The sequence below is a fragment of the Plantibacter sp. ME-Dv--P-095 genome (genome assembly GCF_030209365.1).
Taxonomy (GTDB): Bacteria; Actinomycetota; Actinomycetes; order Actinomycetales; family Microbacteriaceae; genus Plantibacter.
In genome coordinates, this window is the sequence record NZ_JARVSB010000009.1 from 37,708 (window position 1) to 62,751 (window position 25,044).

A 25,044-nucleotide genomic window follows, 5' to 3' on the forward strand; every position below is an offset into this window, starting at 1 on the left:
GCGGCGTCGTCAGGCGAGCGTGATCGTGCCCGAGTAGACGAGCGTCGCGGGGCCGGCCAGCACGACGTGCTCGCCGTCCTCGCGCTGCACCATGCGGACCCCGAGCACACCGCCCGGGACCTCCACCCGCCAATCGTCGGGCGCTGCTGAGCCGGCCCAGTGCCGGAAGGCGAGCGCCGCGGCCGCGGTCCCGGTGCCGCAGCTCAGTGTCTCGCCGCTGCCCCGCTCGTGCACGCGCATCCGGATCCGTGCCACGCCGTCGGCGATGAGCGGCTCTCCGGGGACCACCAGCTCGACGTTCGCACCCTGCGGCGGCGTGGGCTCGAGCTGGGGGACGTATTCCAGCTCCGCTCCATCGAGTTCCGCGGCGTCCGCCACCGCGACGACGATGTGCGGATTGCCGACGTCGATCCCGATGCCGGGTCGGGCGACGGGAAGCCCCTTCACCCGGACGAGCGTCTCCCGTTCGTCGAGGGACCAGCGGCCGAGGTCGACGGCGTACCCGAGCGGGTCGTACCCGATGGTCCGGACACCCGCGCGGGTGCCGATGGCGAGCTCCTCACCGCGGGCCAGGGTCACCAGACCGCGTTCGAGCAGGTAGTGCAGGAACACTCGGATCCCGTTGCCGCACATCTCGGCGACAGAGCCGTCCGCATTGTGGTAATCCATGAACCACTCCGCTGAGGGATCGGCTGCCAGCGCTGCTGCGCCGACGTCGAGGTGCTCCGACCGCACTGCGCGGATCACGCCGTCGGCGCCGATCCCGAAGTGTCGGTCGCAGAGCGCCGCGATCTGTTGCGGGTCGAGCGGCTCTCGGCCGTCGGGATCGGAGTACAGCACGAAATCGTTGCCCGTACCGTGGCCCTTCGTGAAGGAGAGTGTCGACGCCATCCGACCAGTCTACGGGCGAGTCCGGCCGACGAACTCGTCCGCTTCGGCGCTCCCGCCCTCCACCCACTCGATGTCGGGGTACCGCTTGAACCAGCTGACCTGCCGCCTGGCATAGCGTCTCGTGAGCCGCTGGGTCTCGGCGATCGCCTCCGGCTCGGTGAGTTCCGACCGGAGCTGCGCCGCCGCCTGGGCGTACCCGATGGCCCGGGCAGCGGTCACACCGCGCTCCAGCCCCTGCTCGAGGAGGGAAGCGGTCTCGTCGACGAGACCCGACGCCCACATCGCCTCGACGCGCCGGTCGAGCCTCGAGACCAGTTCCTCTCGCGGCGTGGAGACGCCGACGACCTCGACCGGTCGCCAGGGCGTCGGGCGTTCGGGCAGCGCCGCGCCGTGACCTCGCTCGGCGAGCTCATGCACCTCGAGCGCCCGGATGACGCGTCTGGCGTTCGCCACGTCGACCCGCTCCGCCGTCTCGGGGTCCGCTCGCCGAAGCCGCTCGACGAGTACCGCGATCCCCTCTCGTTCGAGGTCGTGCTCCAGCCGCTCCCGGACGCCCCGGTCGCGAGGGGGGAACCGGAAGTCGTGGATGACGCTGGACACGTACAGCCCCGAGCCACCCACCAGGATCGGCGTCACCCCACGGGCCAGGAGTCCGTCGATCACCGCGCGAGCCGTCGGCTGATACCAGGCGACGGACGCTTCCTCGGTGACGTCGAGCACGTCGAACAGGTGATGCGGGATCCCCCGGCGCTCGGCGAGCGGCAGCTTGGCAGTACCGATGTCCATGCCGCGGTAGAACTGCATGGCGTCGGCGTTCACGATCTCAGCGGGTCGACCGACGTCCCGGAAGGCCGTCGCCAGATCGAGAGACAGCGCGGACTTCCCCGTCCCGGTCGCTCCGACGACCGCGAGGAAACCGGTCACCGACGTTCGCCGTCACTCGGGTCGTAGATGGGCGAGGTGGTCACCCCGGCGACCGGGGCCCCGACGCGGAGTCCGGGAAGTCCGAGCGACACCCGCCCGGGTTCACTCACCCCAGGTGTGGCCGGCACGCCGCAGGAGTCGGCCTGAGCGCGATCCCAGGCGTCTCCGGCCCGCGTGCGGCGGACGCGCAGCGGTGCGCCGGCCGGGGCGTCGGCGAGGAGATGGAACGATGCGGCTTCGGTGATGGTGACCGTGACGACGTCGCCCGGGCGCGGGACCTCGGATCCAGCTGGCACATCGAAGTGGACGAGCCGTGAATCCTCGGCCCGGCCGCTCAGCCGATGCGTCGTGTCGTTCTTGCGACCTTCACCGACGGCGACGAGCAATTCGACCTGTCGGCCCACCTGCCGCTGGTTCTCCTCCAAGCTGATCCGGTCCTGCAGCGCGACGAGTCGTTCGTACCGCTCCTGCACGACGGCCTTCGGCACCTGGTCGGGCATGGTTGCCGCGGGTGTCCCAGCCCGGATGGAGTACTGGAACGTGAACGCGCTCGCGAACCGTGCGGCCTCCACCACCCGCAGCGTCTCCTGGAAGTCCGCTTCGGTCTCGCCGGGGAACCCGACGATGATGTCGGTGGAGATCGCCGCGTGCGGGATCCGTGCGCGGACCCGGTCGAGGATGCCGAGGAACCGTTCGGACCGGTACGAGCGACGCATGGCTTTGAGGATGCGGTCGGATCCCGACTGGAGGGGCATGTGCAGCTGCGGCATGACGTTCGCCGTCTCCGCCATCGCGTCGATGACGTCGTCGGTGAACGCCGCGGGGTGCGGACTGGTGAAGCGGACCCGTTCGAGCCCCTCGATCGTCCCAGCCGCGCGCAGCAGCTTTCCGAACGCCTGTCGATCGCCGAATTCGACCCCGTAGGAGTTCACGTTCTGGCCGAGGAGGGTGACCTCGATCGCGCCGTCGTCGACGAGGGCCCGCAGCTCGCCGAGGATCTCACCCGGGCGTCGGTCCTTCTCCTTGCCCCGGAGGGACGGCACGATGCAGAAGGTGCACGTGTTGTTGCAGCCGACGGAGATCGACACCCAGCCGCTGTAACTGGAGTCCCGCTTCGTGGGGAGCGTGGACGGGAAGGTGTCGAGGGACTCGAGGATCTCCAGCTGGGCTTCGTCGTTGTGTCGAGCCCGTTCGAGCAGGCTGGGAAGCGACCCCATGTTGTGGGTGCCGAAGACGACGTCCACCCACGGCGCCTTCTTGAGGATGACCTCTTTGTCCTTCTGCGCCAGACATCCACCGACGGCGATCTGCATGCCGTCGCGCTGCTTCTTGATCGACGCCAGGTGCCCGAGATTGCCGTACAACTTGTTGTCGGCGTTCTCACGCACAGCACAGGTGTTGATGACGACGATGTCGGCCTGCTCACCATCGGCCTTGACGTATCCTGCCGCTTCGAGGGAGCCACTCAACCGTTCGGAATCGTGCACGTTCATCTGGCAGCCGTACGTGCGGACCTCGTAACTCCGCTGCCGACCGGCTTCGTCGAACGCTGCGGGAGAGGCGCTGATGACCGTGGGGGTCTCGACGATGCTGCTCATACCAGCAGTCTACGCGCGGGCTGGAGCACGACCCGTCAGCGGAAACTCACGCCTGAACGCTTCGAACCGGAGAGCGCACGCGAGCAGGCCTCACGGATGATCGCCGAACCGTAGCCGCGTCGTGCCAGGTAGGCCGACAGCCGCCGCTCGGCGGTCGCCTGGTCGAGCGACCGGAGTTGGCCGGCACGCTTCTCCGCGACGACCAACGCGCGCCGGAGCTCGTCGTCGTCGTCGATCGCCTCGAGGGCTTCCGCCGCGATCGACGGGTCGATCCGTCGTGAGGAGAGCTCGCGCCCGATCACCGCTCGGGACTGCCCCTTCCGGGTGTGCAGGCTCTCGACGAGCTGGCGCGCGAGTTCCGCATCGTCGAGATAACCGCGGCGACGGAGCTCACCCAGGACATGCTCGACCTCATCCGGCTCCGCCTCATGGCCCCGGAGGAGTTCCGCGATCTCCCACTCCGAAGAACCACGACGGGCAAGCCGCCGCACGGCCAACAGGTCGAGCTCGGCCAACCGCACCTCGGGGTCGACCGGAACCTCCGGATCCTCGGCCGCCTCGTCGTCACCGGGCGCCTCGGCATCCGTGTCGGAAGCCCAGGAAACGCTCCGAGTGGCGGGCGCGGGCGCGGTCCGGTCGGTTGGCGATGACGTGGCCTGCGGCCGGCTCTGAGCCCTGCCGTGTTCGACCGTGTCCTCGGTGGTCCGGCGGCGGAGTGGCGCGACCGGGCGACCGGGCGAGGCTCCCTCGCCCTCGGGTGCCGAGGGATCCTCGGTCTGGCCGACGAACCAGCCGTCGGGCTCAGGAGTCGCTTCGGCGGCCGGCCGACGGCCGAACAGCGAGGTCACGGGAGCCAGCGTCTCCGACGACTCGTCGGCCGGACCGGCGGGAGGGAAGGAGACGACCATGATGACCTCGCTGTTCGGGTGGGGTTAGGCGCTGCGCTTGGCAGCGGACTTCGAAGCGCCGGCCGATGCGAGCTGCGGTGCCCCGCCCGTCGCCGCTTCGAGTGCCGCAGCCTCAGCGGCTGCCACCTCGGCGGCAGCGGCGTCGGCCGCCTTCTTGGTGGCGGCACCTTCGGCTCCGACACCGAGTTTGCCGAGGATGCGGCGCTCGATCTCAGCGGCGATGTCGGGGTTCTTCAGCAGGAAGTTCCGGGCGTTCTCCTTGCCCTGCCCCAGCTGGTCGCCCTCGTAGGTGTACCAGGCGCCGGCCTTCTTCACGATGGCGTGCTCGACGCCGAAATCGATCAACGAGCCCTCACGGGAGATGCCGACGCCGTACAGGATGTCGAACTCGGCCTGACGGAACGGCGGTGCCATCTTGTTCTTGACGACCTTGACGCGGGTACGGTTACCGACGGCCTCGGTACCGTCCTTCAGCGTCTCGATCCGGCGGATGTCGAGGCGCACGGAGGCGTAGAACTTGAGCGCCTTGCCGCCGGCGGTCGTCTCGGGGCTCCCGAACATCACGCCGATCTTCTCGCGCAGCTGGTTGATGAAGATCATGGTCGTGTTCGTCTGGTTCAGTCCACCGGTCAGCTTGCGCAATGCCTGCGACATGAGGCGGGCCTGGAGACCGACGTGCGAGTCGCCCATGTCGCCCTCGATCTCAGCACGGGGCACGAGTGCCGCGACGGAGTCGATCACGATGAGGTCGATGGACCCGGAGCGCACGAGCATGTCGGCGATCTCGAGCGCCTGCTCACCCGTGTCGGGCTGGGAGACGAGGAGCGAATCGATGTCGACACCGAGCTTCTTCGCGTACTCGGGGTCGAGTGCGTGCTCGGCGTCGATGAAGGCTGCGATGCCCCCGGCACGCTGGGCGTTCGCGATGGCGTGGAGCGTGAGGGTCGTCTTACCCGAGGACTCCGGACCGTAGATCTCGACGATGCGACCGCGAGGGAGTCCTCCGATCCCGAGCGCGACATCGAGCGCGATCGATCCGGTGGAGACCACTTCGACCGGCGCGCGCTCGTCGCTGCCGAGACGCATCACCGAGCCCTTGCCGAACTGACGGTCGATCTGGGCGAGTGCGGTTTCGAGGGACTTCTCGCGTTCAGCTGGGCTTGGCATGGTGTGCTTCTCTCTGCTCGGTGTCGGGTGCCTATAGGCTGTCGCCGCGTGTTCCGAGACCCGCTTCTCCTGAAGGTCGGGGCCCGGAGGCGACAAGGCGTCGATCGTTCCTGGTGTCTTCGACGGTACGCGCCACCACCGACATCGGTCGGTGGACGACTCGATCCGTGCAGAACGCACTCACGAATGATCCTGTGGAGGACACTAGCAGCACTAGAACGGATGTTCGATACCGTTCGAACGGCGTGTCGGGCATCGCCCCACCGCCAGAACGACGTCCGGACGACGTGCGTCGCGGACTACGACCCCGGCTGCAAACGACCGACGCCGTGTCGTCGGTCGTCGGGGACGTCGGTCGCCGCGCAGAGCGCGATCCACACGTCACGTGGCGGGACACCGGCGCGGAGGGCCTCCTCCGCCGTCTTCGACCCGAACTCCGTCAGACCGAGATCGCCGGTAAGCACCGCCCCGTAGGCGGCACCGAACTCGTCGGCGACGGCCGTCCTGAACTGACTCAGCTTCATCCCTACGCCTCCTTGTTCGCCCTCGGGACACGGAAACGCCCCGGGAGAGGGATCCCGGGGCGTCTCGACGAGGTACTCGACCCGCTCAGCGGGAGACGAGCTCGTCCAGCTCGTTGACCAATTCGTCCGGAACGGTGTCCGGGATGTTCGGTGAGAGTCCTTCGATGACCGCGAGGCGGTCGCCGACCTCTCGCATGATGACGGAGATCGGGGTGTCGAGGGCGTCTGCGACGGACGCGAGGATCTCGCTCGACGCTTCCTTCTGACCCCGCTCGACCTCGCTGAGGTATCCGAGTGCGACGCTCGCCTTGCTGGCCACCTGGCGCAGCGTGCGACCCTTCTGCAACCGGAAGTCCCTCAGCACGTCGCCGATCTCTTGACGGACTAGAACCACGTGACCCTCCCTCTGTGCTCTACGACTCCATGTCGTACAGCGCTCTGCTTCTGCAACGCGGATTCACGTCGTCCCAGCTGATCGCCGTCTCGTTCGTGGATGGCCAACATTACAACCACCGTGTGCCGAACACTAACCAGAATCACTGGGCTTTTCTTGTGAATCACTGATCTGTAACGCGATGGAAACGGTAGCTATTCCAAGGATCGACGCCGGGTTTCACGCCAGGCGGCCGAGCTCGTGGACGAGCGCCTCGAGTGCCGACGCGACCGTCTGCCGACGGATCTCCTGGCGGTCGCCGTCGAGGGTGAGTGGGACCACTCTGCCGCCCGCTCTGGTGACGATCCCGACGAAGACCGTCCCGACCGGTTGACCGTCCTGTGGATCCGGCCCGGCCACCCCGGTCGTCGCGATCCCGACGTCGGCCGGCAACCCGTCGACAGCCAACGCCCGACGGACGCCGTCGGCCATCTGCAGGGCGACCTCCGGGTGCACCGCGCCATGGAGCGCGAGGAGACCCGCGTCCACCCCCAGCACCGAGTGCTTGAGGCGGGTGTCGTACGCCACGACCGCACCGCGGACCGCCGCAGAGGCTCCGGGGACACCGACGAGCTCCGCGGCCAGCAGGCCGCCCGTGAGCGACTCGGCGACCGCGATGGTCAGGCGTGACTCGATGAGCGACGCGATGGCCTCGGCCGCTCGGGGAGCCGGTTCGACACCCGAGGCGGTCGTCATCGCTTCACCTGACGATCGAGCCGCGCACCACGGGCGGCCGTGATCACGTAGTCGATACCGCTCGCGATGGTGAGGAGGACGGCGATGGTCATGAACACCGCGTTCACCCAGAGGACCCAGTCGCCCAACAGGACCCAGAACGGCGCGAGGGCGAGCGAGATGGCGACGGCCTGCGCGACCGTCTTGAGCTTGCCCATCCACGCCGCGGCGACGACGTGGTCGGAGATGACGATGAACCGGTGGACGGTGATGCCGACCTCGCGGACGAGCACGACGATCGTGACCCACCAGGGCAGCTCGCCGAGGATCGAGAGCGCGACGAGTGCTCCGCCCGTCAGGACCTTGTCGGCGATCGGGTCGAGGATCTTGCCGAGGTCGGTGACGAGGTTGCGGCTCCGCGCGATGTGTCCGTCGATCCCGTCGCTCGCGATCGCGACGACGAAGAGCAGAGCCGCCCACCAGCGGAGGGCGCCGTCCGTGCCGTCGTCGGCGAGGAGCATCCACATGAAGACGGGCGCGAGCACGATCCTCGCCACGGTGATGCCGTTCGGGAGGTTCCAGTTCGAGATGCGGGGCTCAGCGGCCGCCGCGTCCGATGCCGTCATGTCTACTCCCGACCGGTGAGACTCCAGGCGTCGTCGTCAGAACCGCCCTCGACCTCAGGATAGTCCTGGAACTGCGCCTCGACGGCGTCCGGCCCGTAGGGGTCGGCCGCCGTCGCCGGAGCCGCCGCCGTGGCGGGTGCTGCCGCCGCAGCCACCGCAGGGGCGGACACGGGGGCCGCCGCTGAACCGTCGTCCTCACCACGGAGGCGCGCCAGGACGCCCGGAAGCTGCTCCGCGGTCACGAGCACGTCGCGAGCCTTCGAGCCCTCCGAGGGGCCGACGATCTCCCGCGACTCCATGAGGTCCATCAGCCGGCCGGCCTTCGCGAAGCCGACCCGCAACTTCCGCTGCAGCATCGACGTCGAACCGAACTGGGTCGAGACCACGAGCTCCGCGGCCGCGAGCAGCAGCTCCAGATCGTCGCCGATGTCCGCGTCGATCTCCTTGCGCTCGGCGACGGCCTGGACGTCCTTGCGGTACTCGGGTCGCGCCTGATTGGTGACGTGCTCGACGACCCGCTGGATCTCGTTCTCGCCGACCCAGGCGCCCTGCACGCGGATCGACTTGTTCGCGCCCATCGGGAGGAACAGGGCGTCGCCCTGACCGATCAGTTTGTCGGCACCCGGCTGATCGAGGATGACCCGGGAGTCGGTGACGCTCGTGACGGCGAAGGCGAGCCGCGACGGGACGTTGGCCTTGATGAGCCCCGTGACGACGTCGACCGAGGGTCGCTGCGTCGCGAGGACGAGGTGGATTCCCGAGGCACGGGCCAGCTGGGTGATCCGGACGATGGAGTCCTCGACGTCGCGAGGGGCGACCATCATGAGGTCGGCGAGCTCGTCGACGACGACCAACAGGTACGGGTACGGCTTGAGCACGCGTTCGCTCCCCGCGGGAAGCACGATCTCGTTGGCGACGACCGCCTTGTTGAAGTCGTCGATGTGCCGGTACCCGAAGCTCGCGAGGTCGTCGTAGCGCATGTCCATCTCCTTCACGACCCACTGCAGCGCTTCCGCCGCCTTCTTCGGGTTCGTGATGATGGGCGTGATGAGGTGCGGGACGCCTGCGTACGGGGCGAGCTCCACACGCTTCGGGTCGATGAGGACCATCCGGACCTCGCTCGGCTTCGCGCGCATGAGCAGGGAGGTGATCATGGAGTTCACGAACACGGACTTGCCCGAACCGGTCGACCCGGCCACCAGGAGGTGGGGCATCTTCGCGAGGTTCGCGACCACGTACCCGCCGCCGACGTCCTTGCCGACGCCGATGGTCATGGGGTGGTTGCTGTTCGTCGCGGCCGTCGAGCGGAGGATGTCGCCGAGGGTGACGATCTCGCGGTCGGTGTTCGGGATCTCGATGCCGATGGCGCTCTTGCCCGGGATCGGCGAGAGGATGCGCACCTCGTTCGAGGCGACGGCGTAGGAGAGGTTCTTGCTGAGCGCCGTCACGCGCTCGACCTTCACGCCCGGGCCGAGCTCGATCTCGTACTGGGTGACCGTCGGGCCGCGGGAGAAGCCGGTGACCTTCGCGTCGACACCGAACTGGTCGAGGACGCTCGTGATCGCGGCGACCGCCTCATCGTTCGCGGCGCTGTGCGTCTTGGCGGGCTCCCCCGCCGCGAGCGTTCCGGCGGACGGCAGGCGGTACGGCGTCTCGTCGTGACTCTGCGCGAGCGGACGTGCCGAGAAGTCGATCTGGTCGGGTGCGCCGAGCAGGGCCGGGTCGAGGTCTTCGATGACCTCCGTCGCGCCGGGGATGCTGTCGTCGTGCAGGCCGGTCTGCGGCTTGATCTCGCCCGTGTTGAACCGCTTGACGGCGCTCTCCGCCGCCTCGAGGTCGCCGAGCAGTTCCGAGCCGAACGCGTCGTGGATCGGCGCGGACTTCGGCGACGGCGCAGGCGTGGCGACCGGTTCGATCGGCGAGTCGAAGCCGCCACTCGGCTTGTCGAGGCCGAGGAGCTCGGTCATGTTGTCGCCCATGAGCGGATCCTCGAAGGTCGGATCGTCTTCGCGGCGGCTCGTGTTCCGGCGCCACCAGGGCAGGGCCGCCGGCTCGTCCGGCTCCTCGTCGAGGTCGTCCAGACGCTTCGTGCGCGAGCGCTTCGTCTCGGCCGGGGTCTCCTCCTGCTCGGCCTCCGGCTGCTCGCCGAACATCCACGCGGAGAACTGCCGGAACCGCGCACCGACGCGGTTCGGCGGCGTCTTCGTGACGATGAACAGGCTGAGGAGGATGAGGAGGGAGATCAGGACCGTCGCACCGATGGGCGTGATGACGGCGGCGAGCGGCGCACCGAGGATCCAGCCGAGGAGGCCACCGGCCTGCGCGAGCGCCGGGAGGCCCTGGCTGGGGTTCGGTTGCCCTCCGTGGATGTGGCACAGCGCCGAGATGCTGATGAGGAGGAGCCCGAGGCCGATGCTGATCCGCCCGTTGTCGTCGACCGACGCCGGGTGCCGGAACAGCCACACGGCGAACACGATCATGATGACCGGGAGCACGAAGGCGAGTCGGCCGAACAGCCCACCGAAGGACCAGGCGTCGAACGTCTGCGCGATCGGGTCGGCCGCACCGAACCACTCGACCACGGCACCGGTGACCGCCAGCAGGAAGAGCAGGAAGGGGAAGCCGTCGCGGCGGTCCTCCTTGGCGATGCGCTCGGGACCGAGCGCCCTGACGGCACCACCCACGCCGTGCGCGAGGCCGAGCCACACCGAGGTGACGATGCTGCGCTGCTCCTCCGCGGCCGGGTAGGCGACCGTCTTCTGCTGCTTCGTGGCCGACGCACCCGACTTCGGAGTGGCCTTCGTGGCGGACTTCGTGCTGGTGGTGCGCGACGAGGCGCCACTCGGCGGCGAAGCGCTGCGCGAACGGCTGGTCGAGTTGGAACGTGCGGCCATGGGTTCACGGTACTCGTCGCCACCGACGCAGCCCGGCAAGCTGTCGGGGTGTCCACGATCCGCGCGGCCCCTGGCGGTCAGCGGAGATTCAGGACCATCGTGTCGCGCGTGCCCCGGCGGTCGAGGGTCGTGAACCCCTCGGAGCGGTACAGGGCCACGGCGTGGTTGGCGCGCTCGACACTGAGGCTGATGCGCTGATACCCGGCGGCCCTGGCGAGCAGGACCGTCGCCTGCAGGAGCTGGCGGCCGAGGCCCTGGGCCCGGTGGATCGGACTGACCCCGAGGATGAGCTCCGGGACACCGGGGGCCACATAACCGAACCCGGGGGTGTCGGCGGGGAACAACCGGAACCACGACGCACCGACGACCGCGCCCTCCTGCGTCTCGGCGATGACGCCGGCATCGCCGGGGCGGCGCCAGCCGTGCACGTACCGGGTGTGCTGCGTGTCGGCGAGGACGGCCGCCCTGGTCCGGAACCCGGCGGCGCTCCAGTTCGCCGCCTCGACCATCATGTCGGTGAGCACGCGCACATCTTCCGCCGCGGCGTCGCGGATCGAGTAGACCGCCATGGACGGATGGTACGCCACCGGTGTTTCGAGCAGATGTCGGCGAGGGAGCCAGCAGCCGTCGTCAGTACCGGATCGCGTCGATCACCTTCACCCGGACGGCGACGAGCGCCGGGAGGAGGCCGGCGATGGCACCGACGGCGGTGGCGCTGACGAGCCCGAGCACCGCGGCCTCGACCGGGAACGGCGGGAAGTCCGTCACGAGCCCCTGCCCGATGAACTGCTCGACGATCGGGCTCTTCACGACGGCCACCGCCACCATCACGCCGATGACGCCCGCGACGAAGGTGGCGACGACGCTCTCCATCATCACCGCGAAGAAGACACGTGGCGCCGTGGCGCCGAAGCTGCGACGGATGCCGATCTCGCGGATCCGCTGGCGGACGGTGACGAGCGAGAGGTTGATGAGCCCGAGCGCACCGAGCAACAGGATGAGCCCCGCGACCGCGCCCACCACGAGCTTGAGCGACAACAACGGGTCCTCCCCCGTCTGCCCGAAGTCGTTGCGGAAGACGTCGACCCCGTACGCGTCACCGAGCTCGGCGCGCAGGTCGGACTGGATCCGCTGGGTGAACGCTTCGGCGTCGGCGTTCGGGACCCAGAACTCGAACTGGGGAAGCTGGCCGGACTGGCCGGCCGCCTCGTCGGCGCCAGACACCGGTCCGATCGCCGTGACGCCGGCCGGCAGGATCGACAGCTGCGGTTCGGTGTCCCACTCGTTGCTCGCGTACACCCCGACGACGACGGCCGTGATCGCGCGCTCCCCGTGGATCGTGACCGTCGGGTGCGACTCGATGGGCGGCGAGCCGAGGCGCTGCCAGAACGCGGGGTTGACGACGACCGCCGGCGCGAGGCGTTCGCCGTCGTCCGCCTGGAACCAGGTGCCCTCGTCGAGCCTGATGCGGTGCATCTCGCCGTACGGGACGTCGACCACGGTCGACGTCACCGGCACGGTGCCGTCGGCGAACTGCACGTTCAGCTGCAGGCTGCCGGACTGCGAGACGTACTCGATGTCGTAGCGGTCGGCCAGCTCGTGGACCGCGGTGACGAATGCCTCCGGGTCGGGTTGTCCGGTGCCGGTGCTGTAGGCGGACGCCATGAGCGTGGCCGGCCGTCCGCCGTAGCGTTCCTGCGACTCGGTCTGCGCCTGAGCGGCGAGCGACGACATGCCGACCATGCTCGTGAGGGCGCACACGGCGACGCCGACACCGATGAGCGACAGGATGACGCGACCGCGATGGATGCGCAGTTCCTGCGCCGCCTCGACGACGGCTCCGACGATCGAGGTGAGGATCCTAGACATCCGCCGCCGCCTCCAACTCCTCGTCCGGCGTGAGGACGCCGTGGTCGAGGCGGTGATGCGTCGTCGCGAGCCTCGCGATCGCGCGGTCGTGGGTGATCGTCACGAGTGCGGCCCCTGTCGACGTGGCCACCTCGTCGAGCAGCGACATGACGGAGGTGCCGGTCTCGACGTCGAGGGCTCCGGTCGGCTCGTCCGCCAGGATCAGGCGGGGGCCGCGGACGAGCGACCGCGCGATCGCGACACGCTGCTGCTCACCGCCGGACAGCTTCGTGGGCATCGCGTCGAGTCGGTCGCCGAGCCCGACCCGTTCGAGCATCGCCGCCGCGATCTCCCGGCGACGCCAGAAGGACCGCCCGCTCGCGTACAGCAACGGTGTCGTGACGTTCTCGAGCGCCGTCCGGCCGGGCAGGAGGTTGAACTGTTGGAAGACGAAGCCGATCTGGGCGCCGCGAAGGCGGTCCCGCGCTCCGGAACCGAGCCGCTCGGCTGGACGACCGTCGAAGACCAGGGAGCCCGAGGTCGGCTTGTCGAGCAGGCCGAGCAGGTTCAGCAGCGTGGACTTCCCCGAACCCGAGCGCCCGACGATCGAGACCCGATCCCCCTCGTGCACCTCGAGGTCGACGCCGTCGAGGATGGTCAAGGGCGGGGCGTCGGGGATCTGGACGACCCTGGTGACCCCGCGGAGTTCGAGGAGGGTCACCCGACCGACCCTTCGCAGCTCATGCTGCCGTCCGGCAGCGTCGTGCACCCCTCGGGGACGGGGGCGACGGCACCGGGCACGAACTGCAACACGGAGTCGCCCTCGGCGAGGCCGTCGACGATCTGGACCTGCTGCCCGTCGTTCAGGCCGAGTGTGACGGGACGCTCCTCCTGCGCGCCGTCCGCGCCGACGACCCACACGGTCCCCGTGCCCGCGGAACCCTTGACCGCGGTCGTCGGGAGGACGAGTACGTTCTCCGCGGTCCCGCCCGCGAGTTCGATCGTCGCTGCGAGTCCGGCGAAGACCCGGACGTCACCGGGCACGGCGCACGTGACCGAGGTACCGGCGGCCCCCGGAGTCTGTCCCGTGCCGCCGCCAGCGGCCGGCTCCTCGTCGTCTCCACCGGTGGTCGGTGTCGTGACGCGGACCGCCGGGCAGACGAACGGGGCCGGGCCACCGTTGATCGTGACCGTCGCCTCACCCGGGATGGTGAGCAGGCGGTACTGCTTGTCGGCGCTCAGGGAACCCGTGATCGAGAACGTCGCCGGCGAGACCTGGGCGACGGCGTCGCCGATCTGCACGGACTGGCCGTGGATCAGCTTGACGTTGCCGAGGGTCCCGGCGACGGGGGCCGTGACCTGCACGAACCGCTCCTTGCCCTCCTCGTCGATGGTCTTGACGTCGAGGATGGGGTCGCCCTCGGCGAGGACGGCACCCTTGGCGGCGAACACCTCGTCGACCGTGCCGGCGACCGTCGACTTGGCGGTGCTGGCCGGATCGGCGACGACCTGGCCCTCCACCGAGACGGTGTTGACCACGGTGCCGAGTGCCGCCTGCACCTCCGGCTCCACGAGACTCCCGGTCGGCTGCGTCGGCCTCTCCTCGGCGGGCGCGTCCGGGAAGAACGCGACCTTCACGAGGGCGACCGCGATCGCGGCGAAGACGAGCAGTTTCAGAATGGGGAACACCCAGGTGCGGACAACGCCCACGCCGACCTCCGGAATCCACCGCAGTCGGAGTGACGAGCGGCCATAGGAGCTTCCACGGTAGCAACGCGGAAGGCGGCCGGCATCACCCTCGCGAATGATGTCCGACCGCCTCCTGGCGGGTTGCGTCGGTTGGACCCGACGGACCGATCAGGCCTCGATGACCAGCGGCACGATCATCGGACGGCGCCGGAACGAGGTGTTGACCCAGCGTCCGACGGTCCGACGGATGACCTGCGACAACGCGTGCGTGTCGCGGACCCCGTTCTCGGCGGCTTCGGCGAGGGCCTTCGCCACCTTCGGCTTGATGTCGGCGAAGACCTTGTCGTCCTCGGCGAACCCCTTGGCGTGGACCTCGGGACCGGAGATGATGTGACCCGTCTTCGAGTCGACGACGACGATGACCGAGATGAAGCCCTCCTCGGCGAGGATGCGGCGGTCCTTGAGGTCGGCGTCCGTGATCTCGCCGACCGTCGAGCCGTCGACGTAGACGAGGCCGACGTCGAGCTGGCCGACGACCTTCGCGACGCCGTCCTTCAGGTCGATGACGATCCCGTCCTCACCGATGAAGGTGTTCTGGGCGGGGACGCCGCTGTCGATGGCGAGTTTCTGATTGGCGACGAGGTGACGGTACTCGCCGTGGACCGGGAGCACGTTCTTCGGCTGCAGGATGTTGTAGCAGTAGAGCAGCTCGCCGGCGGCAGCGTGCCCGGAGACGTGCACCTTCGCGTTGCCCTTGTGGACGACGTTGGCGCCGAGCTTCGTCAGGCCGTCGATGACCCGGTAGACCGCGTTCTCGTTGCCCGGGATCAGGCTCGAGGCGAGGATGACGGTGTCGCCCGGGCCCGGCTCGATCGCGTGGTCGAGGTTCGCCATCCGGCTGAGGACGGCCATGGGCTCACCCTGCGACCCGGTCGACATGTAGACGATCTTGTCCTCGGGGAGGTCCTTCGCCTTCTTGTAGTCGATGAGCAGCCCCTCCGGCACGTTGAGGTACCCGAGGTCGGCGGCGATGCCCATGTTGCGCACCATCGAACGACCGAGGAACGCGACCCGGCGACCGTGGGCGTGCGCCGCGTCGAGGACCTGCTGGACACGGTGGACGTGGCTCGAGAAGCTCGCGACGATGACGCGTCGCTCGGACTTCGCGATGACTTGGTCGAGGACCGGGCCGATCGACCGCTCGAGCGGCGTGAACCCGGGGACGTCCGCGTTCGTGGAGTCGACGAGGAAGAGGTCGACACCCTCCTCGCCGAGGCGTGCGAAGGCACGGAGGTCGGTCAGGCGGCCGTCGAGCGGCAGCTGGTCCATCTTGAAGTCGCCCGTGACGAGCACCGTTCCGGCGTCGGTGTCGATAAAGACCGCGAGGGCGTCGGGGATCGAGTGGTTGACCGCGACGAATTCGAGGTCGAACGGACCGAGTGCCTCGATCTGCCCCTCCTTCACGGGAAGGGTGTAGGGCACGATGCGGTGTTCCTTGAGCTTCGCCTCGATGAGCGCGAGCGTCAGCCCGGAGCCGATCAGCGGGATGTCCTTGCGGAGCTTCAGGAGGTACGGGACGGCACCGATGTGGTCCTCGTGACCGTGCGTGAGGACGACGCCGACGATGTCGTCGAGCCGGTCCTTGATGGAGGTGAAGTCGGGCAGGATCAGGTCGACGCCCGGCTGGTGCTCCTCGGGGAAGAGCACGCCGCAGTCGACGATCAGGATCTTGCCGTCGATCTCGAAGCAGGTCATGTTCCTGCCGATCTCGCCGAGTCCTCCGATGGGGATGACGCGGAGCGTCCCCGGTTCGAGGACTGGCGGATCGATGATGGTATTGGGCATGTAGCCCCCCTCTGGTTTGTCTAGCGAGTCGTACCGGCGACCTTGGGCAGCGCGCCACCGGCGGCGGCGTTGCGGTCTGGCCGGAAGTTGCGGAAGTCGACGCCTGGGATGTCCTTCACCAGGTCGATCTCATCCTCGATCTGCGCGGCCTCCCACTCTTCCGGACCGACCAGCGGAAGACGCACCCGCGGGCTCTGGATCCGGCCGAGGCCGTGCAAGATGTATTTGGCGGCGACAGTGCCGGGTACGTGGGTCATGACCGCGCGCACGAGGGGCTCGAGCTGCCGGTGCGCCGCGGTGGCCGCGGTGAGGTCGCCGGCGTTCACGGCGTCGATCATGTGTCGGTAGGGCGTCGGGGCGATGTTCGCCGTGACGCCGATGAGGCCGGTGCCGCCGATGGCGAGTGTCGGCAACGCGTTGGCGTCGTCTCCGGCGAAGTACATGAGGTCCGTCTGGTTCATCACGCGGCTGACCTCGCTGAGGTCGCCCTTGGCGTCTTTGACGGCGAGGATGTTCGGGTGCTTCGCGGCGCGGAGGATCGTCTCGTAGGTGATGGGGATCCCGGTGCGCCCGGGGATGTCGTAGAGGATGACCGGCAGATCGGTGGAATCCGCGATCATGCGGAAGTGCGTGAGCACACCGGCCTGGGTCGGCTTGTTGTAGTACGGGGTGACGATCATGTTGCCGTCGGCGCCAGCCTGCGCGCTCTTCTTCGCGAGTTCGATCGCGTGCGCCGTCTCGTTCGATCCGCCACCCGTGATGATCTTCGCGCGCCCGCCTGCGACGTCCTTGCCGACCTCGACGAGCTTGATCTTCTCCGGGTCCGTCAGCGTGGACGTCTCGCCGGTGGTGCCGGTGACGACGATGCCGTCGGCACCCGCGGTCACGACGTCGTCGATGTGTCGTTCGACGGCCTTCCAGTCCACCTCGCCGTCGGCGGTGAACGGCGTCACCAGGGCGACGAGGACTTGACCGAAGGGGTTCTCTGCACGCGACACGGTCTCAGGCTACCGGGTTTCCCCCTCCGGGGTCACCACCGGAGGGGTCCCGACGCGGGGCTGGGAGCACACCTGGAGCGTCCCGTCGACCGGGTGTCCGCGCGGGTCGATCCGGTTAGGCTGACCCACGAGTACCCGCGCCGATGCACTCCTGCACGGCCCGACGACGATGGAGGTCACACCATGGCGGTAACGAGCGAAGCGACGACGGTCTGGAACGGCACGCTGTTCGAAGGTTCAGGGCACACGAGTCTCGACACCTCGGAGGCCGCGGAGTTCGCCGTGGACTGGAAGGCCCGCTCCGAGGGCTCCAACACGACCACCACCCCGGAGGAGCTGCTGGGAGCGGCGCACGCCTCCTGCTACTCGATGGCCTTCGCGAACGAGCTCACCACCGCCGGGTTCCCGCCGGAGCGCATCCAGGCGACCGCTGCCGTCTCCTTCATCCCCGGCACCGGGATCACCGGCAGCCACCTCCTCGTCAGCGCTGTCGTCCCCGGTATCTCGGAGGCGGACTTCGAGCGCATCGCCGCAGCGGCGAAGGACGGCTGCCCCGTGTCGCAGGCGCTCGCCGGCATCCCGATCACCCTCGAGGCCAGCCTCGCGTAACCTCCCCTCCCCGCAGCACGACCAGGAAGGCGACGCGCATGCGCATCGTGATCGGCGGAGCCTCCGGGCTCATCGGAACCGCACTCGGCGGCTCACTCGAGTCGGACGGCCATGAGGTCGTCCGACTCGTCCGGCGTCCTGCCCGCGGGCCGGGCGAGGCCCAGTGGGATCCGCTCGCGGGCTCCCTGGACCCCTCGGTGCTGAACGGCGCCGACGCGGTGGTGAACCTGTCCGGCGCCTCGCTCGGCAAGCTCCCGTGGACGCGCGCCTATCAGTCGACGATCCTGTGGTCGCGCCTCAGCGCCACCCGCACCCTCGTCGACGCGATGCACCGGGCCGATCAGCCGCCCGCGGCCTTCCTCAGCGGTTCGGCGGTCGGTTACTACGGCGACCGCCCGGGCGAGACGCTGACGGAGGAGTCCACCCGCGGGTCCGGGTTCCTCGCCGACGTGGTCGTGGCCTGGGAGGAGTCGGCGCTCGCTGCACCGGAGTCCGTCCGCACGGTGTTGTTGCGCAACGGCATCGTCGTCGACCTCGACGGGGTCCTCAAGCCACTCGCGCCCCTCACCCGGTTCGGGCTCGCCGGCCCGCTGGGCAGCGGTCGTCAGTACTGGCCGTGGATCGGCTTGGCGGACGAGGTCAGGGCGATCACCCACCTCGTGACCTCCTCGCTCAGCGGACCCGTGAACCTGTGCGGGCCACAGGCGGCCAGAGCGGACGACCTCATGTTCGAACTCGCACGACGGATGAACCGGCCCTACCTTTTGCGGGCTCCGACATTCGCCCTCAAGGCGTTGCTCGGTGACGCCGCGGACGGTCTCCTGCTCAGCGATCAGCGCGTCGAGCCCCGCAGACTCCTGCAGGACGGGTTCACGTTCAGCACGCCGACCGTCGAGGACGCCCTGGCCGAGGCGCTCGCGCGGAGCTGAGCGCCGTCAGTCGCGTGCGAGCCGGATCGCCTGCCGGATGGCGGCCCTGGCTCGTCGACGGTCACCCGCCCCGTCGTAGACGAGGCCGAGCCGGTACCAGCTGCGCCAGTCGTCCGGTGCAGCCTCGGCTGCGTCGCGGTACTTCGGGAACAGCTCGTCAGCGGCGTCCCGCAACGGCCGCCCGCTCTCACGGGTCTCGACCCGCTCGGGTGGGAGCCCTCCTTCGGTCTCGAGCCTGACGCCGAGCCGCTCGGCGCCCACCCCGAAGGCGATCTCACGCCAGAGCGCCCAGACGCCGACGACGGGGAGCACGATGAGCGCCGCGCCCATCGCGATGCCGACGGGCTCGCCCGTGCCGAGGAGGACGACGGCACGGAACCCGACGAGGACGATGTAGAGGACGAGCAGGATCGCGAGGATCGCGACCATCACGCGGGTCTTCACAGGGTGCTGGCCGCCGCGGCCTGGCCGGACACCTGCTCGGGAGCACCGGCTGCCGCGCGCCCGCCCGCCGGCGCTGGACGGTCGATCCCGAGGTCGAGGAGGCTGTCGAGACCCACGGTGACGCCACGGGCGTCGCGTGCCGCCGCGAGGGCGAGCCTGATGCCGCGCTCGTACGAGGCCGGCGAGATGGTGTCGTGCGTGATCGTGACGAGCTCGTCGACGCCTCCGAACACGACCTGCTGGCGCGCGACGACGCCCTGGAGCCGCAGGCTGTGGATCGGGATGCTCGAGACCTGCTGCCCTCGGGCGCGCTGGTCGGTGTGCGGCGCGGCGACCGGTCCGCGGTCGCCCCGGGCGTCCATCATCAGCTCGGCGGTCCGCACCGCGGTGCCGGAGGGCGAGTCGACCTTGGTGTCGCGATGGGACTCGATGATCTCGATCGAGTCGAAGAACCGCGCGGCGACGGTCGCGAGGCTCGTCGACAGCACGGACCCCAGGGAGAAGTTCGGGATGATCACGACCCCCTGGTCCGGCAGCTCGGCGAGTCGACGCCCGAGGCGGTGGACGCGGTCGGCGGACCATCCGCTCGTGCCGACGAGGACGTTGATGCCCTGGGAGAGGGCGTGGTCGACGATGCGTTGACTGACGCCGGGGACCGTGACGTCGACGACGAGGTCTGCGCCGTCCATCTCGCTCAGCTCGCTGGAGGATCCGAGCGAGGCGACGAGCTCGAAGTCGTCGAGTGAAGCGATGATGCTCGTGAACAGTCGGCCCATCTTGCCGCTCGCGCCGGCCAGCGCCACTCGTGTCGTCATGCCCTCAGCTTACGTGCTGCCCGAAGGCGTCGTCCTAGGCTGGAGGCATGCTGACCTTCTCCCCCGCCGCCGTCGACACGGAGCCCGCCGCCACCCTCCTCGGTGAGTACTTCACCTCCCGCGAGCTCGGGTTCACCGGCGGGAAGTACCGGGTCTTCACCCCGGATCCGGCGATGTTCACCCCGCCCGCCGGCGTCTTCCTCGTCGCACGAGCAGACGACGAGGCCGTCGGGTGCGGAGGCGTCCGCCGCATCGCCGACGCCGAGGACGGCGCCGTCCGGTTCGAGATCAAGCACCTCTGGTTGCGCCCGTCGACGAGGGGCAAGGGCTACGGACGCTCGATGCTGGCGGCACTCGAGGAGCGCGCGGTGGAGCTCGGCGCGACCCGGCTGGTGCTCGACACGAACGCGACCCTGGCCGCCGCCGGGGGCCTCTACCGCTCGAGCGGGTACGTCGACGTCCCGGCCTACAACGACAACCCGAACGCGACGAACTGGTACGCGAAGGACGTCTGAGCGCCTCGACAGGCTCGGCGACCGGGTGCGGCCCGGAGACCGGGACCGCCCGCTGCGTCGGTCGGTCAGACGATGTGCGGCTCGGGAAGACCCGTCCGGAGTTCCATCGGCAGGTGCGCGAGGTCGTTGTGGGTGATGAGGCTCCAGGGACGACCAGCCCGCTGGTGCAGCACCGTGAGGCCGCCGTTGGCCTGGTTGATGCTCACCCAGCGCCAGCCCGGGGCCTGCAGGGCCTCGCGGACCAGCCAGCCGATGACGAAGTTGTGCGTGATCAGCAACTCGTGATGGTCACCGCGCTTCGGTGACAGGAACTCGGCGGCGGCGTCCGCCATCTGCGCTTCGCCCGCCTCCACCTCGGCCTCCGTGATGGACCCGAAGAACGGGTCGAAGGCCGACGGGGTCTCCGGCGCGCGTCCGCTCGGGACACAGTCGAAGAGCAGGGACGAGGGCTCTGGTGTGACGGCCGGCATCCGCTCAGCGATGATCTGCGCGGTCTCCGACGCGCGCTGCAACGGCGAATGCCACGCGGCCGTCATCGGCACCCCGCCGAGCCGTTCGGCGAGGAGCTGAGCCTGCCGCCGGCCACGTGCCGACAGCGGACCGTCCGGCAGACCGTGCTCCGCATGCTGTTGCTCGCCGTGTCTGACGAGATAGAGGTAATGGGACATTCAACGCACCCCCGCGATGATCGGAGCGAAGGTGTCCTCGTCGACGGCTCCGACCGCCGACACCGTGATGGGCTGCGCAGCGAGATGCTGCGCGAGCTGCTGGACCTCGTCCTGCCCGACGAGCTGGAGGCGACGGATGCTCTCGTCGAGGTCGATGAACTCGCCGAGCGTCAGCTCCGCCCGGCCGAGGCGACTCATGCGGGAGTCGGAGTCCTCCAGGGCGAGCGCCGAGGCGCCGCTCAGCTGGCCGAGGGCCCGCGACAGTTCATCGTCGGTCACACCGTGTTCGGCGAGTCGGTGGAGTTCTGCGAGCATGAGCTCGGCGACCGTCGCGGCCTTCGCCGTGGAGCAGGCGGCGGCGAGCCCGAAGACCCCCGCGTCCGAATAGCTGCCCGCGAAGGAGTACACGGAGTAGGCGAGGCCACGTCGTTCCCGGATCTCCTGGAACAGCCGGCTCGACATACCCCCGCCGAGGACGGAGTTGAGCATGCTCATGGCGAACCGTCGCTCGTCGCCCGCGATGAGTCCCTGTCCGCCGATCTGCAGATGGACCTGCTCCGTGGGTCGGTGCACCACCGACAGCGGTGGTCCGCCGAGGACGGACGCCGCCGCGAGCGTCCGTCGGGGCACCGGCGCGGCGACCGCGTCCGCAGGCCAACCGGCCTCCACGAGGGCCGCCGAGACCTGCGCGACGAGGGCGTCGTGGTCGACCGCACCGGCCGCCGTCACGACGACGTCGTTCGCCCGGTAGTTGGCGCGGTAGTGCGCGAGGACGGCGTCCCGGCCCACCTCGATGATCGACTGCGGCCGACCGCCGATCGGACGCCCGAGTGGGTGCTCGCCGAGGACCCCCTCGAAGAAGCGCTCGTTGGCGACGTCCCCCGGGTCGTCGTCCATCATGGCGAGTTCCTCGAGGATGACGCCGCGTTCGTTCTCGAACTCCTCGGGGTCGAGCAGGGAGGAGGTCAGCATGTCGGTGATGACGTCGACCGCCATGGGCAGGTCTCGGTCGCGCACCTTCGCGTAGTAGCAGGTGTGCTCCTTGGCCGTCAGCGCGTTGTGCTCGCCGCCGACCGCGTCGAACGCGATCGCGATGTCGAGCGCCGACCGTTTGGCCGTGCCCTTGAACAGCAGGTGCTCGAGGAAGTGCGTCGACCCGAAGGTCGCCGGACGATCGGCGGTCGCCGGCTGTTCGTCACGGGACCCGACGGCCACCCAGTAGCCGATCGTGGCGCTGCGACTGCCCGGCATGTGCTCGGTCAGGATGCGCAGACCGTTGGGCAGGACCGTGCGTCGGACGAGGGCGTCCCCGGATGCGGTGAACGCGAGCTCGGGACGAGTGAGCGGAAAGTCGACGGCGGCGTTCATCGTCCCAACCATACGTCAGGTTCCCGGGCGTCGCGCGCCGGCGTCCGAGCCGGAGCGCCTCGGGAAGGCGTCAGCGCAGGCGTCCGGAGACACGGTCCAGTTCGAGGATCTGCCCGCGGCTCAACCGGACGTCCGCCGCCGCGATGAGCGAGTCGACGTGGGCCGGCTGTGAGGCGCTCGCGATCGGGGCGACGACGCCCGGACGTGACATGGCCCAGGCGAGGGCGGCCGAAGCGACGGAGCACCGGTTCTCCGCAGCGATCTCGTCGAGGACGTGCAGGACGCGGAGTCCGCGACGGTGGAGGTGCGTCGCGGCGCGGCTGCCGCGGGTGCTGGGATCGAGGTCGGACCGGCTCCGGTAGCGCCCCGTGAGGAAGCCGTTCGCGAGCGCGAAGTACGGCAGGACACCGAGGTGCTGCGCCGTCGCGACGAGCGCGAGGGTGCTCTCGTACGGTTCGCGGTGCATGAGGCTGTAGTGCGTCTCGAGGGCGACGAACTGGGTGAACCCGCTCGCCGAGAGGATCCGTGCCTCCATGAGCCGTTCCGGCGTCGTGTTCGAGGTGCCGAGGTACCGGACCTTGCCGCTCTCGATGAGCCAGTCGACCGTGCCGAGGCTGTCGGCGAGGGGCACGCTCGGGTCGTCGTCGTGGAAGGACAGCAGGTCGATGTGGTCGGTCTGCAGGCGCTCGAGGGCCGCTTCGACCGCCCGGATGATGCTCACCGAACCGAGACCGGGGTAATCCGGGTGGCGCCCGATCTTCGTCGCGACGACCATGTCGTCGCGGTTGCCGCGCTTGCGCATCCAGTTGCCGATGAGAATCTCACTGCGGCCGCCCGCGTAGCTGTCGGCGGTGTCGACCATGTTGCCGCCGGCGTCGTGGAAACGGTCGAGGATGTCCGTCGTCGTGTCCGGGTCGACCGTCCAGCCGAACACGCTGCCGCCCAGGACGACCGGGAAGACCGACAGCTCGGAGTCGCCGATCCTGCGCCTCGGCACGCCGTCGGCGTCGGCACCCTGGACGGGCGTCGGGAACGACGGGTGCGGGACCCGCTGCTCGGGTTGGGGTGCCGTGTCGTCGCCGACGCTCTCCCCGCTCAACAGCGAACTGCCACGGGTGCTCGACGAGCGCCAGAGGTGTGGCATCCCCTGCCCCTCTCTCGGTCCGACCGACCGATGACGCGCTGCACCGCCGGGTTCCGAGCGTTGCGCGAGGTGCCGGTGCTTGTCACCAGGCTAGAGGAGACGGGCGCCTTCCGCGGGACGACATCACGCCCGTGTGGCAACTGATTCGTAACGATTCCGGACGGTGCCGGATCACCGCCCGTCGACCGGGGTCCCGGCTCGCGCGAGGACCGAACGAGCGTGCCGCAGGAGGGGCTCGTCGATCATGCGCCCCTCGTGGCGGAACACCCCGCGCTCCCCCGCCGCGGCCTCGAGGAGCGACCTGGCCGCGGCCACCGTCCGGGCGTCGGGACGGTAGGCGGCACGGATCGTCGTGACCTGTCCCGGGTGGATACAGGCCGAGCCGACGAACCCGACGGCGGCGGCGTCCGCGGCCTCCGCCGCGAGCCCGGCGAGGTCGTCGAGGTCGAGGTGGACCGCATCGACGGCCACCACCCCGGCCGCTCCGGCGGCGAGCAGCACCGACGACCTCGCGTGGCGCACGACGTCGCGATAGCCGCCGTCGTCGCGGCGGCTGCTCGTACCGCCCAACGACGCGACGAGGTCCTCGGACCCCCACATGAGTCCGACCACCGACGGGTGTCCGGCGAGCGCCGGGGCGCGCACCACGCCGGCCGCGGTCTCGCAGAGCGCGAGGATGCGGACGCCGGGGATCGCGTCGGCGAGCTCGTCGAGCTGCGCCGTGGTCTCCGTCTTCGCCAGCATCACGGTCCGGTAGCGGGTGGACGAGACCGCGGCGACGTCGGAGGCGAACTCGTCCGTGCCGACCGGGTCGACGCGGACGATCGTCCGTGCGGGATCGAGCGGGTGCTCGACGATCGCCCGACGGGCAGCGGGTTTGTCGGCCGGCGCGACGGCGTCCTCGAGGTCGAGGATGACGGTGTCGGCGCGGTCTGCGGCCTTGGCGAACCGGTCGGGTCGGTCGGCGGGGACGAAGAGGATCGCCGGTCCCAGCGACAGGGATGCCGCGGTCATCGTGCGTCCAGGCGGCGGACGAGTGTCGTCCGGGTCGCGGTGGCGACGACGACACCGTCCTGGTTCCGTCCGGTGTGCACGAGCGTGACGAGCCCTTCCCCCGGTCGTGACGCCGACGGCCGCTTGGCTCGGACCAGTGTCTCGGCGTAGAGCGTGTCCCCATGGTGCATGGGCCGGGGGAAGGCGACCTCCGTGAAGCCGAGGTTGGCCACGATGGTGCCCTCCGTGAGCTGCGCCACCGAGAGTCCGACGATGGTCGAGAGGGTGAGCATCGAGTTCACGAGTCGCTCGCCGAAGGGTTGCGTGGCGGACCAGGCGGCGTCGAGGTGCAGCGACTGCCCGTTCATGGTGAGGGTCGAGAAGAGCACGTTGTCCGCTTCGGTGATGGTGCGTCCCGGTCGGTGGCGGTAGATCGTGCCGACCGCGAACTCCTCGAAGAACAGCCCGCGCTGCTCGACGACCGGGCCGGGACCGTCCTCGGGTCCGTCCTGCGGTGCACGTTCGTCCGTCATGGTCAT

At 69.6% G+C, this 25,044-nt stretch carries 26 protein-coding genes; 3 read left to right on the forward strand and 23 right to left on the reverse strand.

The annotated features are described in order from the left end of the window. Positions 1 to 9 precede the first annotated feature (9 nt). The 16 genes from dapF to dapA all read right to left on the reverse strand — a co-directional run bounded on the left by dapF (position 10) and on the right by dapA (position 17,020). A complete protein-coding gene (gene dapF / locus QRN26_RS12355; RefSeq protein ID WP_285037085.1) occupies positions 10 to 891 on the reverse strand; it encodes a diaminopimelate epimerase in 882 nt (293 codons plus the stop codon). Between the two features lie 9 nt (positions 892 to 900). Continuing rightward, complete coding sequence (miaA, locus tag QRN26_RS12360; RefSeq protein ID WP_285037086.1) at positions 901 to 1,815, reverse strand: tRNA (adenosine(37)-N6)-dimethylallyltransferase MiaA; 915 nt, start codon at positions 1,813 to 1,815, stop codon at positions 901 to 903. Further along, complete coding sequence (gene miaB / locus QRN26_RS12365; RefSeq protein WP_285037087.1) at positions 1,812 to 3,413, reverse strand: tRNA (N6-isopentenyl adenosine(37)-C2)-methylthiotransferase MiaB; 1,602 nt, start codon at positions 3,411 to 3,413, stop codon at positions 1,812 to 1,814. The genes miaA and miaB overlap by 4 nt, the downstream gene beginning before the upstream one ends. A gap of 35 nt (positions 3,414 to 3,448) precedes the next feature. Further along, positions 3,449 to 4,321: a regulatory protein RecX gene (locus tag QRN26_RS12370; protein WP_285037088.1), complete on the reverse strand. Its 873-nt coding sequence runs from the start codon at positions 4,319 to 4,321 to the stop codon at positions 3,449 to 3,451. A gap of 24 nt (positions 4,322 to 4,345) precedes the next feature. After that, positions 4,346 to 5,488 carry a recombinase RecA gene (gene recA / locus QRN26_RS12375; protein WP_082456166.1) on the reverse strand — a complete coding sequence of 381 codons (1,143 nt, stop codon included), beginning with the start codon at positions 5,486 to 5,488 and terminating at the stop codon, positions 4,346 to 4,348. 299 nt (positions 5,489 to 5,787) lie between these two features. Continuing rightward, entirely contained in the window at positions 5,788 to 6,012 is a 225-nt protein-coding gene (locus QRN26_RS12380) for a DUF3046 domain-containing protein (RefSeq protein WP_056781914.1), read from the reverse strand. Between the two features lie 85 nt (positions 6,013 to 6,097). Beyond that, a complete protein-coding gene (locus QRN26_RS12385; RefSeq protein ID WP_056012120.1) occupies positions 6,098 to 6,406 on the reverse strand; it encodes a helix-turn-helix domain-containing protein in 309 nt (102 codons plus the stop codon). A 219-nt stretch (positions 6,407 to 6,625) separates the two neighbouring features. Then, positions 6,626 to 7,141: a CinA family protein gene (locus QRN26_RS12390; RefSeq protein WP_285037089.1), complete on the reverse strand. Its 516-nt coding sequence runs from the start codon at positions 7,139 to 7,141 to the stop codon at positions 6,626 to 6,628. After that, positions 7,138 to 7,746: a CDP-diacylglycerol--glycerol-3-phosphate 3-phosphatidyltransferase gene (pgsA, locus tag QRN26_RS12395; RefSeq protein WP_056012127.1), complete on the reverse strand. Its 609-nt coding sequence runs from the start codon at positions 7,744 to 7,746 to the stop codon at positions 7,138 to 7,140. The genes QRN26_RS12390 and pgsA overlap by 4 nt, the downstream gene beginning before the upstream one ends. A gap of 2 nt (positions 7,747 to 7,748) precedes the next feature. Then, entirely contained in the window at positions 7,749 to 10,640 is a 2,892-nt protein-coding gene (locus QRN26_RS12400; RefSeq protein WP_285037090.1) for an FtsK/SpoIIIE family DNA translocase, read from the reverse strand. A 77-nt stretch (positions 10,641 to 10,717) separates the two neighbouring features. Then, a complete protein-coding gene (locus QRN26_RS12405; protein WP_056782039.1) occupies positions 10,718 to 11,209 on the reverse strand; it encodes a GNAT family N-acetyltransferase in 492 nt (163 codons plus the stop codon). A 61-nt stretch (positions 11,210 to 11,270) separates the two neighbouring features. Next, the gene (locus tag QRN26_RS12410; protein ID WP_056012136.1) at positions 11,271 to 12,509 is read right to left on the reverse strand and encodes an ABC transporter permease; all 1,239 of its coding nucleotides are present in this window, start codon (positions 12,507 to 12,509) and stop codon (positions 11,271 to 11,273) included. Then, positions 12,502 to 13,209, reverse strand: a complete 708-nt coding sequence (locus QRN26_RS12415) for an ABC transporter ATP-binding protein (RefSeq protein ID WP_285037091.1) — start codon at positions 13,207 to 13,209, stop codon at positions 12,502 to 12,504. The genes QRN26_RS12410 and QRN26_RS12415 overlap by 8 nt, the downstream gene beginning before the upstream one ends. Continuing rightward, entirely contained in the window at positions 13,206 to 14,198 is a 993-nt protein-coding gene (locus tag QRN26_RS12420) for a permuted SH3 domain-containing protein (protein WP_285037092.1), read from the reverse strand. Before QRN26_RS12420 ends, QRN26_RS12415 begins: the two co-directional genes overlap by 4 nt. Positions 14,199 to 14,345: 147 nt before the next feature. Beyond that, a complete protein-coding gene (locus QRN26_RS12425; protein WP_056012144.1) occupies positions 14,346 to 16,022 on the reverse strand; it encodes a ribonuclease J in 1,677 nt (558 codons plus the stop codon). A 20-nt stretch (positions 16,023 to 16,042) separates the two neighbouring features. Then, entirely contained in the window at positions 16,043 to 17,020 is a 978-nt protein-coding gene (gene dapA / locus QRN26_RS12430; protein ID WP_056012147.1) for a 4-hydroxy-tetrahydrodipicolinate synthase, read from the reverse strand. A gap of 183 nt (positions 17,021 to 17,203) precedes the next feature. Between dapA and QRN26_RS12435 the strand changes: the two genes are divergently transcribed. Further along, positions 17,204 to 17,629 (forward strand): OsmC family peroxiredoxin, encoded by a 426-nt coding sequence (locus QRN26_RS12435; protein WP_056781902.1) that lies wholly within the window; start codon positions 17,204 to 17,206, stop codon positions 17,627 to 17,629. A 38-nt stretch (positions 17,630 to 17,667) separates the two neighbouring features. Further along, positions 17,668 to 18,558, forward strand: coding sequence for a TIGR01777 family oxidoreductase (locus QRN26_RS12440; RefSeq protein WP_056012153.1), 891 nt, complete (start codon positions 17,668 to 17,670; stop codon positions 18,556 to 18,558). A 6-nt stretch (positions 18,559 to 18,564) separates the two neighbouring features. Here QRN26_RS12440 and QRN26_RS12445 read toward each other — a convergent pair whose 3' ends face one another. Then, positions 18,565 to 18,987, reverse strand: a complete 423-nt coding sequence (locus QRN26_RS12445; RefSeq protein ID WP_369796507.1) for a hypothetical protein — start codon at positions 18,985 to 18,987, stop codon at positions 18,565 to 18,567. Positions 18,988 to 18,998: 11 nt separating this feature from the next. Beyond that, positions 18,999 to 19,817: a 4-hydroxy-tetrahydrodipicolinate reductase gene (dapB, locus tag QRN26_RS12450; RefSeq protein WP_056781900.1), complete on the reverse strand. Its 819-nt coding sequence runs from the start codon at positions 19,815 to 19,817 to the stop codon at positions 18,999 to 19,001. Between the two features lie 47 nt (positions 19,818 to 19,864). Here dapB and QRN26_RS12455 point away from each other — a divergent pair, with 47 nt between their 5' ends. Beyond that, on the forward strand, positions 19,865 to 20,332 hold the full coding sequence (locus QRN26_RS12455) for a GNAT family N-acetyltransferase (RefSeq protein WP_285037093.1): 468 nt from the start codon (positions 19,865 to 19,867) through the stop codon (positions 20,330 to 20,332). A gap of 65 nt (positions 20,333 to 20,397) precedes the next feature. Here the strand turns inward: QRN26_RS12455 and QRN26_RS12460 are convergent, their stop codons facing one another. From QRN26_RS12460 to QRN26_RS12480, 5 genes are all read right to left on the reverse strand, one after another. After that, positions 20,398 to 21,000 carry a histidine phosphatase family protein gene (locus tag QRN26_RS12460; RefSeq protein WP_285037094.1) on the reverse strand — a complete coding sequence of 201 codons (603 nt, stop codon included), beginning with the start codon at positions 20,998 to 21,000 and terminating at the stop codon, positions 20,398 to 20,400. Beyond that, the gene (locus QRN26_RS12465) at positions 21,001 to 22,368 is read right to left on the reverse strand and encodes a M16 family metallopeptidase (protein WP_056012169.1); all 1,368 of its coding nucleotides are present in this window, start codon (positions 22,366 to 22,368) and stop codon (positions 21,001 to 21,003) included. It abuts the gene before it with no gap. A 70-nt stretch (positions 22,369 to 22,438) separates the two neighbouring features. Next, complete coding sequence (locus QRN26_RS12470; RefSeq protein WP_285037095.1) at positions 22,439 to 23,512, reverse strand: aldo/keto reductase; 1,074 nt, start codon at positions 23,510 to 23,512, stop codon at positions 22,439 to 22,441. A 171-nt stretch (positions 23,513 to 23,683) separates the two neighbouring features. Beyond that, entirely contained in the window at positions 23,684 to 24,526 is an 843-nt protein-coding gene (locus tag QRN26_RS12475; protein ID WP_285037096.1) for an HpcH/HpaI aldolase/citrate lyase family protein, read from the reverse strand. Beyond that, positions 24,523 to 25,038 carry a MaoC family dehydratase gene (locus QRN26_RS12480; RefSeq protein ID WP_056013371.1) on the reverse strand — a complete coding sequence of 172 codons (516 nt, stop codon included), beginning with the start codon at positions 25,036 to 25,038 and terminating at the stop codon, positions 24,523 to 24,525. The genes QRN26_RS12475 and QRN26_RS12480 overlap by 4 nt, the downstream gene beginning before the upstream one ends. Positions 25,039 to 25,044: the final 6 nt, after the last annotated feature.

Excerpts from the sequence above, each read along its gene's own strand:
- QRN26_RS12475 (WP_285037096.1), bottom strand. The coding sequence starts at position 24,526 with ATGACCGCGGCATCCCTGTCGCTGGGACCGGCGATCCTCTTCGTCCCC.
- QRN26_RS12400 (WP_285037090.1), bottom strand. The coding sequence starts at position 10,640 with ATGGCCGCACGTTCCAACTCGACCAGCCGTTCGCGCAGCGCTTCGCCG.
- pgsA (WP_056012127.1), bottom strand. The coding sequence starts at position 7,746 with ATGACGGCATCGGACGCGGCGGCCGCTGAGCCCCGCATCTCGAACTGG.
- QRN26_RS12465 (WP_056012169.1), bottom strand. The coding sequence starts at position 22,368 with ATGAACGCCGCCGTCGACTTTCCGCTCACTCGTCCCGAGCTCGCGTTC.
- QRN26_RS12380 (WP_056781914.1), bottom strand. The coding sequence starts at position 6,012 with ATGAAGCTGAGTCAGTTCAGGACGGCCGTCGCCGACGAGTTCGGTGCC.
- QRN26_RS12460 (WP_285037094.1), bottom strand. The coding sequence starts at position 21,000 with ATGTCCCATTACCTCTATCTCGTCAGACACGGCGAGCAACAGCATGCG.
- QRN26_RS12455 (WP_285037093.1), top strand. The coding sequence starts at position 19,865 with ATGCTGACCTTCTCCCCCGCCGCCGTCGACACGGAGCCCGCCGCCACC.
- miaB (WP_285037087.1), bottom strand. The coding sequence starts at position 3,413 with ATGAGCAGCATCGTCGAGACCCCCACGGTCATCAGCGCCTCTCCCGCA.
- QRN26_RS12410 (WP_056012136.1), bottom strand. The coding sequence starts at position 12,509 with ATGTCTAGGATCCTCACCTCGATCGTCGGAGCCGTCGTCGAGGCGGCG.
- QRN26_RS12445 (WP_369796507.1), bottom strand. The coding sequence starts at position 18,987 with ATGGTCGCGATCCTCGCGATCCTGCTCGTCCTCTACATCGTCCTCGTC.
- dapF (WP_285037085.1), bottom strand. The coding sequence starts at position 891 with ATGGCGTCGACACTCTCCTTCACGAAGGGCCACGGTACGGGCAACGAT.
- QRN26_RS12480 (WP_056013371.1), bottom strand. The coding sequence starts at position 25,038 with ATGACGGACGAACGTGCACCGCAGGACGGACCCGAGGACGGTCCCGGC.
- recA (WP_082456166.1), bottom strand. The coding sequence starts at position 5,488 with ATGCCAAGCCCAGCTGAACGCGAGAAGTCCCTCGAAACCGCACTCGCC.
- dapB (WP_056781900.1), bottom strand. The coding sequence starts at position 19,817 with ATGACGACACGAGTGGCGCTGGCCGGCGCGAGCGGCAAGATGGGCCGA.
- QRN26_RS12425 (WP_056012144.1), bottom strand. The coding sequence starts at position 16,022 with ATGCCCAATACCATCATCGATCCGCCAGTCCTCGAACCGGGGACGCTC.
- QRN26_RS12405 (WP_056782039.1), bottom strand. The coding sequence starts at position 11,209 with ATGGCGGTCTACTCGATCCGCGACGCCGCGGCGGAAGATGTGCGCGTG.
- QRN26_RS12390 (WP_285037089.1), bottom strand. The coding sequence starts at position 7,141 with ATGACGACCGCCTCGGGTGTCGAACCGGCTCCCCGAGCGGCCGAGGCC.
- QRN26_RS12370 (WP_285037088.1), bottom strand. The coding sequence starts at position 4,321 with ATGGTCGTCTCCTTCCCTCCCGCCGGTCCGGCCGACGAGTCGTCGGAG.
- QRN26_RS12470 (WP_285037095.1), bottom strand. The coding sequence starts at position 23,512 with ATGCCACACCTCTGGCGCTCGTCGAGCACCCGTGGCAGTTCGCTGTTG.
- QRN26_RS12435 (WP_056781902.1), top strand. The coding sequence starts at position 17,204 with ATGGCGGTAACGAGCGAAGCGACGACGGTCTGGAACGGCACGCTGTTC.
- QRN26_RS12440 (WP_056012153.1), top strand. The coding sequence starts at position 17,668 with ATGCGCATCGTGATCGGCGGAGCCTCCGGGCTCATCGGAACCGCACTC.